This is a genomic window from Arthrobacter sp. P1_C12_2, from assembly GCF_056406415.1.
This window is the reverse complement of record NZ_JBFUAF010000006.1, coordinates 224200-234037: the sequence shown is the minus strand read 5'-3', so window position 1 is coordinate 234037 and position 9838 is coordinate 224200. Positions and strand designations below refer to the sequence as shown.

The window sequence follows — 9838 nt, the reverse complement described above, 5'->3', positions numbered from 1 at the left end:
CCATGTGCCACCTGACCGCCCTGCTGCCCGTGGCCGCCGGTGTCGCCGTGTACACCGCCCTGACCCGGCACGCCGAGACCCTCCGGAACAGCGGGGACCCGCGGGGCCGAGGGCAGCTGATGGCCGACACGCTGGTCGAACGCGCCACCGGCACCCCCGGCGGGATCAGYGGGGTCGAGATCCAGCTCGTCATCACCGACCGCACCCTCTTCCAGGCCGGCTCCGAACCGGCCCGGCTCCCGGGCTACGGCACCGTCCCCGCCGGCTGGGCCCGCASCMTCATCAACGGCACGAAAGCTACAGRCAGCGGTGCCCCGGGACKCGGCAGTCCCCCGGGGCAAAATGGGCCWACGGAACCCGGCGCGCCGGCAGGCGGCCCCAACAGACCCKGTGACGCGGCCGGGACCGCGGATGACACCGCGTTCCGGCTCTGGCTCCGCCGGCTCTACACCCACCCCGGCACCGGCGAGCTCATCGGCATGGACTCCCGYGCCCGGCTCTTCCCGCCCGGGCTCCGCCGGTWTATCCARGCCCGSGACGACACCTGCCGYACCCCGTATTGCGACGCGCCGATCCGCCACCTGGACCACATCATCCCCCACCACACCGGCGGCCCGACCACCACGGACAACGGCGCCGGACTCTGCGAAGCCTGCAACCAGACCAAGGAAACCCCCGGATGGAGCGCCCGCCCAGTATCCGCAGCATCTAGGGACAGCCGCCACACCATCGAACTCACCACCCCCACCGGCCACACCTACCACTCCACCGCACCACCCCTGCCGGGGACGCCGCTGCGCCCAACGGACCAGCCGGGCGCCCGCCAACCGCGCCAGCTCCCGCGCCTAGCCAAGTCGCTCAAACGCAGCAAGTTCAAAGAGATGCCCGCAGCCTAGGTGCCAAGCATCCGGATGACGTCGGGAGCGGGGCCCGGTTTACGAACGGGAACTGGCCTTGGAATTTCCGGCGTTGGCGCCATCGGACGCTGCAGATCAGGCCGGAGTCCATTGTTCGTGCGATCGAGTGATGGTCTCCGGCGGCCCGCGAGCTGACAGGTGCTCCTGCTGGCCTTTAGTGTGAAGCAGCGTCCTCGCCATAGGGTTCCGGCCCGGTGACAACATCATTCGAAGCACCGTGGCACCACTCCGAAAACGACCCCGGGTAGAGGGCAGCGGAAAGGCCAGCGATCTCGAGGGCGGCGATTTCATGGGCCGCCGTCACCCCGGATCCGCAGTACACGGCAGTGGGAACGCCGGCCCGGTAGCCGAGCCGCTCGAATCGCTCCCGCAGCTCCGCCGGGGCGAGAAAACGCCCGTCGGCCTGCAGGTTGCCGGTGGTGGGGGCACTCACGGCCCCGGGAATATGGCCGGCACGGGGATCCACGGGTTCGATTTCCCCGCGGTACCGCTCAGCCGCCCGGGCGTCCAACAGCAGCCCCTGCCGGCCCCACGTAGCGGCTTGTCCGGCGTCGATCGCGGGCATGACGCCGTCAGACAGGGTGACGTTTCCGGGTGCCGGCTGTTCCGGTCCCGCCGCCAGCTCGAACCCGGCGGCCCGCCAGGCGGCCAGGCCGCCGTCGAGCAGGTGAACCTGGCGGAAGCCGGCGTTGCGCAGCATCCACCACAGCCGGGCTGCCGCCAGGTTGCCGCTGTCGTCGTACGCCACCACGGTATCGCCGTCGTTGATGCCCCAGCGGCGCGCGGACTCCTGGAACTGCTCCAGCGGAGGCAACGGATGCCTTCCGCGTCGCGGTTCCGCGCGTCCGGCGAGTTCGGTGGCGAGATCGACGAACACGGCTCCGGGGATGTGTTCGCGCAGGTAGTGGTCGTGACCGTGGGGGTCCCCCAGGGCCCAGCGAACATCGAGGAGCACTGTGCGCTGGCTGATTTCGCCGGCGCCGTCCAGCCGGTCCTTGAGGGCAGCAGCATTGAGAAGGGTGTCCATTTCCCTACTCTATCTTCGGCGTCCCGCCGGCCCGGTAGGCTGTAGCGGTGAACACCGCGCACCAGCAGGACCGGGCCTGGGCCGACGAGGCCGTCCGCAGAATCAACGCAGAAAACAACCGCTCTGCCGACACCCACCTGTATTCGGTGCCGCTCCCGGACCACTGGGGCGTGCAGCTGTACCTGAAGGACGAATCCACCCACCGCACCGGCAGCCTCAAGCACCGGCTGGCGCGGTCGCTGTTCCTTTTCGGCCTCGTCAACGGCTGGATCCGGGAAGGCACCACGATCGTCGAGGCGTCCAGCGGCAGCACTGCCGTCTCCGAAGCCTATTTTGCGCAGCTGCTGGGGCTGCCCTTCATCGCCGTGATGACCCGGACCACCAGCCGCGAAAAGATCGCCCTGATAGAACAGTTCGGCGGCTCGTGCCACCTGGTGGATCACGCCTCCGAGGTCTACGAGGCCGCCGCGGATCTGGCCAGCAGCACCGGCGGGCACTACATGGACCAATTTACGTACGCCGAACGGGCCACGGACTGGCGCGGGAACAATAACATCGCCGAGTCGATCTTCGGCCAGCTGGCGCTGGAGGAGCACCCGGTCCCCCGCTGGGTCGTGGTGGGGGCCGGCACCGGCGGGACCAGCGCCACGATCGGCCGGTACCTGCGGTACCACCGCTACGAGACGGGCCTCGCCGTCGTCGACCCGGAAAATTCAGCGTTTTATCCGGGCTGGCTGGAGAGCCGGTCCGACGCCGGGACCCCCGCTCGCGGGACAGCTGCCCTCGGGTCTGCCACCGGCGGGCCCGCGACGGGATTGCCGTCCCGCATTGAGGGCATCGGCCGGCCTCGGATGGAGCCGAGTTTTGTGCCCGCCGTCATCGACCACATGATCCAGGTTCCCGACGCCGCATCCGTGGCGGCCATGCGGCACCTGTGGGAGCACGCGGGACTGCATGCGGGCCCGTCCACCGGAACCAACCTTTGGGGTGTGTGGCAGCTCATCGCCGGGATGATCGAGGAGGGCCGCAAGGGCAGTGTTGTGACGCTCATGTGCGACGCCGGGGACCGCTACGCCGGGAACTACTACAACCCCGAGTGGCTGGAGGCACAAGGCTTGGATCCCGAACCCCACGAGGCAATACTGCGCGAGTTCTTCCAGACCGGTGTCTGGCCGGCCTCGTCCGCCGGGGCGCCCGCGTAGGCTAAACCTCCACTGAATCGCCGCTGGAGAGGTGCCGGTACTCGGTGCCGTACTTGGCGCCGATCCGGGTCACGTGCCCCTCCACCAGGCCGCGGCCCAGCTCGTTCAAGAGCGCGTCATGGATCGGGAACGCCCGCGGTGCGCGGACGCCGATCACAAAGTCCACCACTTCGCCCACCTTGTTCCACGGGGCGTGGATGGGTACCAGGAGCGTCTTCACGTCAACGCCGTCGGGGATCGCGAAGGAGTCCCCCGGGTGGTAGACGTTGCCATCGACGAGGTAGCCGACGTTGGCCACTACGGGGATCTGCGGATGGATGAGGGCATGCTGGCCGCCAAATGTCCTGACCGCGAAGCCCGAGGTTTCAAATTCCTCGCCCGCCGCCGCCGCATGGATGCGGCCCTCGGCGTCGGGCGCCTTGCCGCGGAGCGTCGCGGCCACCGCCGCCGGGGCGAAAAGCTCAAGGGCAGCGTTTGCCTGCAATGCTGCGGCGACGGCGTCGACGTCCACATGGTCCGCGTGCTCGTGGGTGATGAGCACGGCGTGTGCTCCGGCCAGGGCCTGGTCCGTCTCCGAAAAAGTGCCCGGATCAAACACCAGCACCCGGCCGTCCTCTTCGAGGCGGACACAGGCATGCGTGAATTTGGTCAGCTTCATCCGGCCAGCCTAGGCACCAGCCGTCACAGTGTCCACGAACCCCTGCTGGTAATCTTGGACATTGCCACCCTCAGCGAGTCCCACCCGCGAATTCTTTGACGAAGCGAGTTCCACGATGTCCCAAGGCACCACCGCCGGCAGCAGCCGGACTCCGGCCTCGGCACCCGTGCAGGGTAAGGAACAGCGCGTCACCAAGCAGCGCCTCGCCGTCAGCGCAGCGTTGGACGACCTGGCGGACTTCGTCAGCACCCAGGAACTGCACCGCATCCTGCAGGAGCGCGGCACCGCGGTGTCCCTCGCCACGTCGTACCGCATCCTGCAGTCCCTCGCCGACGACGGGCTGGTGGATGTCCTGCGCAACGCCGACGGCGAAGCGGTGTACCGGCGCTGCGCCGTCACCGGGCACCACCATCACCTGCTGTGCCGCAACTGCGGCAAGGCCGTGGAAGTGGAAGCCCCAGCGGTCGAAGCCTGGGCCGCGCGGATCGCGAAAGAGCACGGCTTCACCGCGGTGGAGCACACCGTGGAAATCTTCGGCCTGTGCCCCGAATGCACAGCCAGTCAGTCCGGCCAGTAGCCCGGCCGGCTCAGGCCACCGCAGCCGCGTTCCGCACGACCCGCCCGTTGAGCCCCCGCCTGGCCCGGGCACTGCCGATCATCCGGCAGACCACGTAGATCAGGAAGGACAGCGTGGTCACATAGGGGCTGATCGGTAGCCGGCCGCCGAGGGCCAGCAGGATGCCTCCGACGGTCGCCGTCATCGCGAAGACGACGCTCAGCGTGACTACCAGCCGGGGCGAGGACGTGACGCGCATGGCGGCCGCCGCGGGCGTGATCAGCAAGGCCAGCACCAGCAGGGCGCCCACAATCTGGATGGACAGCGCCACGCTGATTCCCAGCAGCACCATGAAACCAAGGGCCAGGGCACGCACCGGCACGCCGCGGGCGGAGGCGACGTCGGGGTCGACACTGGCAAAGGTCAACGGCCGCCAGATGGCGACCAGCACCAGCATCACCACGACGGCGGCGACCGCCAGGACCTGCAGCTGGACCGTACCGACCGACACGATCTGCCCGGTGAGCAGGCCGAACTTGTTGGCCGCCCGGCCCTCGTACAGGGACAGGAAGAGGATGCCCAGGCCCAGCCCGAAGGGCATGATGACGCCGATGATCGAGTTCTTGTCCCGTGCACGGACACCCATCACGCCCAGCACCACGGCTGCGATGACCGAGCCTGCCAGCGAGCCGAGGATAATGTTCGCGCCGATCAGCAGCGCGAACGCCGCCCCGGCAAAGGAGAGCTCCGAGATTCCGTGGACCGCGAAGGCGAGGTCGCGTTTCATCACGAAGGTGCCCATCAGTCCGCCCAGCAGACCGAGGACGGCGCCGGCCCAGATGGAGTTCTGCACCAGGACCAGCAGCTCGGCGTAGTTTTCGAAGTTGAAGATTGACTGCAGCAGGTTGCCCAGATCCATTTAGCCCACCTCTCCCGCGACTGAATGCGCGTCCAGATGGTGGTGCGTTGCGGCATCCGGCAGCCCCACGACGATCAGCCGGCCGTTGGCCTGGATCACTTCAACATGGCTGTCGTACAAATCGGAGAGCACCTCGGTGGTCATGACCTCTGCGGGCGTGCCCACCCGGAACCTTCCGCCGGCCAGGTACAGGACCCGGTCCACGTAGTCCATGATCGGGTTGATCTCGTGGGTCACGAACACCACGGCGCTGTCCGCCTCGCGGCATTGCTTGTTGATCAGCGCGCTGACGCCCTGCTGGTGCTGAAGGTCGAGGGAGAGCAGCGGCTCGTCGCACAGCAGCACCTTGGGATCGGTCGCGAGGGCCTGGGCCACGCGCAGGCGTTGCTGCTCACCGCCGGAAAGCTGCCCCACCGGCACCTTCGCGTAGTCGGTGGCGCCCACGAGCTCCAGGAGTTCGTCGACCTTCCGGTTCACCTTGGCGCCGCCCAGGCGGATGCCCCAGCGGTGGCCGTCGACGCCGAGGGCCACGAGGTCGCGGGCGCGCAGCGGCGTATCGGGGTCGAAGGATTTCTGCTGGGGCACGTAGCCGATCCGGCGGCTTCCCCGCTCAACGGGATGGCCGTCGAGCACGGCAGTTCCCGTGCTCAGCTCCTGCAGCCCCAGCAGGACCTTCAGGAAGGTGGTCTTGCCGCTGCCGTTGGGACCGAGCACGGCAAAGAATTCACCTGGGTTGATGTCCAGGTCCAGGCCCTCCCAGAGAGTCCGTTGGCCGAACGCCAGGGACGCGCCTCGGAGGCTCACTACCGGTGTCAAAGGGGGTTTCCTCGATTTTCCGCGGAGATGGCTGCTCCCGCTGTTGCGATCATCCTAGGGCCTTGCCGATGCTCTCCACGTTTCCGGTCATCCACTGAAGGTAGGACTGGCCGTCGGGGAGGGTTTCGCTGAAGTTCACGACCGGGACGCCAGCGGTCTCGGCGGCCTTTTTCACCGCCACGGTCTGCGGTCCCTCGGTCTGAGTATTGTAGGCCAGCAGCCGGACGCCCCGGGATGCCACGAGATCGACGGTGGACTTGAGCACGGCGGGCGGGACGTCGGCGTCTTCCTCGATCGCCGCTGTGTACTCGGCCGGGGTCTCGTTCTCCAGTCCGGCGTCCTCGAGCAGGTACAGCGGTACGGGCTCGGTGACGGCCACGGGCGCGTGGCGTGACGAGGTCTTGATGGCGACGAGTTTCGTTTCCAGGCCGCCGAGCGAGTCCTTGAAGGCCGCCGCGTTGGTCTGGAACGTCTGCGCCGAGGCCGGTTCCAGCGAGGCCAGCTTGTCGGCGACGGCGTCCGCGAGGCGGGACATGGCCGGCAGGCTGTACCAGACGTGTTCGTTCAGCCCGGTGGGCTCGTGGGTGTGGCCGGCGGAGTCGGGGCTCGCCGCGGCCGGGCTTTCGGTGGCGAGGCCGGAAACCTCCACGGCGTTGATGACGTTGCCGGGCTCCAGCCCGGTGTCGGTTGCCAAGGTGTCGATGAAGGCGTCGTATCCCCCGCCGTTCTCCACCACGAGTTCGGCTTTGGAGACGGCCAGCTTGTCCTGCGTGGTGGCCTCGTAGGAGTGCGGGTCCTGGCTGGTGCGGTTGATGATGGAGCTGACGCGGACCTTGTCGCCGCCGATGCGGGAGACGATGTCGCCGTAGACGCTGGTGGACGCGACGACGTCGACCACGCCATCGCCTGCGGTTCCCCGCGAGCTGCCGGACGTCGGACTGCACGCGGTGAGCAGGAGACCTAGGCCGGCAAGACCAGCCAGCAGGGCTCGGGCAGCGGGATGACGCACGGAAGACCTCGGATCTGTTATTGAGAATCAGGAGCAATAGGAACAGCCCGAGTGTATCCCTAAATAGGAATCATTCCTATTTAGGGATACACGGCGTGCCCTGCTGCCGCCCGTCCGCTCCTGGGCTGTCCGTTACTGGTCTTGGCCCAGCCTGCGGTAGCCGGTGGCCTGCGTCGCGTCCCGGATTTCGCCGACGAGCTGCTCGATCACGTCTTCCAGGAACAACACTCCCTGGGTCAACCCGTCCGGGCCGATCACGCGGGCCAGGTGCGAGCCCGTGCGCTGCATGACGGACATGGCCTGCTCGATTTCGTCGTCCATGGCGAGGTTCGCCAGCGACCGGATGCGGCTTTCCGCAATCGGCTGGTGGTACCCGGCGTCCGGGATGGACAGCACGTCCTTGATGTGGAGGTAGCCGGCCAGCATGCCGTCGTCATCGAGCATCGGGAAGCGCGAGAACCCGGTCCGGCTCACTGCCTTTTCGAATTCAACCGGCGTGGTGGCCGCCTTGAGCATGACGAGTTTGCCCAGCGGAACCATCACACGGGACGCGGTGTGTTCCGAGAACTCGAGCGCTCCGGTAATGAGTCCGGCGTCGTCGTCCACGAGCCCGTGGCGGGTGGATTCCTGCACGATCGACTGCACTTCTTCAAGGGTGAAAGTGGAGGTGACCTCATCCTTCGGCTCAATCCGCATCAGCTTCAGGATGTGGTTTGCGGACCAGTTAAGCGCCGCAATGACAGGCTTGACGAGCCGGCCGATGAACATCAGCGGCGGCGCCAATAACAACGCCGCCTTGTCCGCGACGGACACGGAAATGTTCTTGGGCACCATTTCGCCGAATGTGACGTGCAGGAACGTCACCAGCAGCAGGGCGACGGCGAAGGCCACAATGTTCGCGACCTCCACGGGGACGCCCGCCGCTTCCAGCGGCACGGCCAGGAGATGGTGGATCGCGGGCTCAGCCACCTGCAGGATCAGCAGCGAGCAGACGGTGATGCCGAGCTGGGCGCACGCGAGCATGAGGGAAACGTTTTCCATGGCCCGCAGCGTAGTTTGTGCGCGCTTAGAACCTGCCTCCGCCAGCGGCTCGATCTGGCTGCGGCGGGCAGACATGACCGCGAATTCGGCTGCCACGAAGAAGGCGTTGCCTACCAGCAGGAACGCAAGCCACAGGATCCCTGCCCAGTCGCTCATGCGGCACCTGCCTGGCTGGCGGGCTGGCCGTCGCCGGATACCCGGATGGGCCGGAAACAGATCCGGTCGATCCGGCGGCCGTCCATGCGGGTCACGCTGAGCGACCCGCCGACGACGTCGACAGTGTCGCCGACTGCCGCGATGCGGCCGAGCTGGCTCATGACGTAGCCTCCCACCGTTTCGTAGGCAGCCTCGTCGGGCACGGTCAGGCCCGGGATCTGTTCGGAGAGTTCATCGGGCCGGAGCAGGCCCGGGAAGTACCAGTCCCCCGAGGCACTTTGGAGCAGGCCGGGCCGGACCTTGTCATGTTCATCGGCCACTTCCCCGACGATTTCCTCCACAAGGTCTTCCAGGGTGGTGATGCCGGCGGTTCCGCCGTACTCGTCCAGGACGACGGCCAGTTGCAGGTTGCCCTCGCGCAGTTCGGCGAGCAGCGCGTCCAGGTGGATGGTTTCGGGGACCTGGAGCACATCGGTCATGATGGCTCCCGCCTGCAGCTTGGCGCGGCGGTCCGCGGGCACGGCGATGGCCTTCTTGATGTGGACAACGCCGCGGATGTCATCGGAGGACTCGCCGATCACCGGGAACCGGGAGTATCCGGTGCGCTTGGCGGCCTCGACGATGTCCGAAACCGGCTGGTCGGCGTCGATGGTCTCCACGCGGATGCGGGGGGTCATGACGTCCGCGGCGGTCCGCCCGGAGAACTTCAGGGTTCGGGCGATGAAGTTGGCCGTTCCGGCGTCGAGGGTGCCCATGGCCGCGGAACGGCGCACAAGCGAGGCCAGCTCGGCCGGGGTGCGGGCGCCGGAGATTTCCTCCTTGGCCTCAAGGCCGAAGACATTGAGGACCTTGTTGGAGAACCCGTTGAGCACCACGATGGCGGGCTTGAAAATGGCGGTGAACACCAGCTGGGGCCGGGCCACGGCCTTGCCGATCGGGAAGGACAGCGCGATGGCCATGTTCTTGGGCACCAGCTCGCCGATCACCATGGAGAGCAGGGTGGCCACCGCCATGGCGAGGACCAGGGACAGTGAGGCGGCCGCCGCCGGCGGGACGCCGAGCGCGGTGAGGGGACCCTCAAGCAGCTTGCCCACGGACGGTTCCATGACATAGCCGGTCAGCAGCGTGGTCATGGTGATGCCCAGCTGGCAGCTGGAGAGCTGGGTGGAGAGCGACTTGAGACATTTGAGCAAGGGCTCGGCGGCGGTGTCGCCGGTGTCAACGGCGCGCTGCACGGTGGCCTGGTCCAGGGCGACCAGGGAAAATTCCACGGCGACAAAGAAGCCGGTGCCGAGGATGAGCAGGAGGCCTGCTGCGAGGAGTAGCCATTCCATCTCAGCGGCCTGCTTCCGCAGCAGCGGCGCAGGGCACGCTCCGCTGCAGGGGACGTAAATGCCGGAATGCCCTGCCTGGCGGAGGATGGTCGGCGGTGGCCGACCCTGTTTCCTGGAAAGCTCCGGAATGGCGTGCGGCCGGAGAATGATGGGCGCGTGAACGGGGTTTGCCGGCTCTGCGGGTGGACTGCGCGGGTACGGTT

10 protein-coding genes are annotated in these 9838 nt (G+C 67.6%); 3 read left to right on the top strand and 7 right to left on the bottom strand.

Translation table 11 applies throughout. The features are described from left to right. On the top strand, positions 1 to 896 hold an 896-nt coding region (locus AC1DZQ_RS09185), incomplete at its 5' end, for an HNH endonuclease (RefSeq protein ID WP_476963218.1). Positions 897 to 1071: 175 nt separating this feature from the next. On the opposite strand, the gene AC1DZQ_RS09180 is transcribed toward AC1DZQ_RS09185, so the two are convergent. Then, a complete protein-coding gene (locus tag AC1DZQ_RS09180; RefSeq protein WP_476963217.1) occupies positions 1072 to 1944 on the bottom strand; it encodes a sulfurtransferase in 873 nt (290 codons plus the stop codon). Positions 1945 to 1991: 47 nt separating this feature from the next. Here AC1DZQ_RS09180 and AC1DZQ_RS09175 point away from each other — a divergent pair, with 47 nt between their 5' ends. Beyond that, complete coding sequence (locus AC1DZQ_RS09175) at positions 1992 to 3146, top strand: PLP-dependent cysteine synthase family protein (protein WP_476963216.1); 1155 nt, start codon at positions 1992 to 1994, stop codon at positions 3144 to 3146. Position 3147: 1 nt separating this feature from the next. Here the strand turns inward: AC1DZQ_RS09175 and AC1DZQ_RS09170 are convergent, their stop codons facing one another. After that, entirely contained in the window at positions 3148 to 3804 is a 657-nt protein-coding gene (locus AC1DZQ_RS09170; protein WP_476963215.1) for an MBL fold metallo-hydrolase, read from the bottom strand. Between the two features lie 115 nt (positions 3805 to 3919). Between AC1DZQ_RS09170 and AC1DZQ_RS09165 the strand changes: the two genes are divergently transcribed. Then, positions 3920 to 4381, top strand: coding sequence for a Fur family transcriptional regulator (locus tag AC1DZQ_RS09165; RefSeq protein ID WP_476963231.1), 462 nt, complete (start codon positions 3920 to 3922; stop codon positions 4379 to 4381). 10 nt (positions 4382 to 4391) lie between these two features. Here AC1DZQ_RS09165 and AC1DZQ_RS09160 read toward each other — a convergent pair whose 3' ends face one another. From AC1DZQ_RS09160 to AC1DZQ_RS09140, 5 genes are all read right to left on the bottom strand, one after another. Continuing rightward, on the bottom strand, positions 4392 to 5279 hold the full coding sequence (locus AC1DZQ_RS09160; RefSeq protein WP_476963214.1) for a metal ABC transporter permease: 888 nt from the start codon (positions 5277 to 5279) through the stop codon (positions 4392 to 4394). Continuing rightward, entirely contained in the window at positions 5280 to 6095 is an 816-nt protein-coding gene (locus AC1DZQ_RS09155) for a metal ABC transporter ATP-binding protein (protein ID WP_476963213.1), read from the bottom strand. It lies immediately after the preceding gene. Positions 6096 to 6144: 49 nt separating this feature from the next. After that, a complete protein-coding gene (locus AC1DZQ_RS09150; RefSeq protein WP_476963212.1) occupies positions 6145 to 7104 on the bottom strand; it encodes a metal ABC transporter solute-binding protein, Zn/Mn family in 960 nt (319 codons plus the stop codon). A gap of 132 nt (positions 7105 to 7236) precedes the next feature. Further along, on the bottom strand, positions 7237 to 8301 hold the full coding sequence (locus tag AC1DZQ_RS09145; RefSeq protein ID WP_476946911.1) for a hemolysin family protein: 1065 nt from the start codon (positions 8299 to 8301) through the stop codon (positions 7237 to 7239). Next, positions 8298 to 9635 (bottom strand): hemolysin family protein, encoded by a 1338-nt coding sequence (locus tag AC1DZQ_RS09140; protein WP_476963211.1) that lies wholly within the window; start codon positions 9633 to 9635, stop codon positions 8298 to 8300. Before AC1DZQ_RS09140 ends, AC1DZQ_RS09145 begins: the two co-directional genes overlap by 4 nt. Between the last annotated feature and the right edge of the window lie 203 nt (positions 9636 to 9838).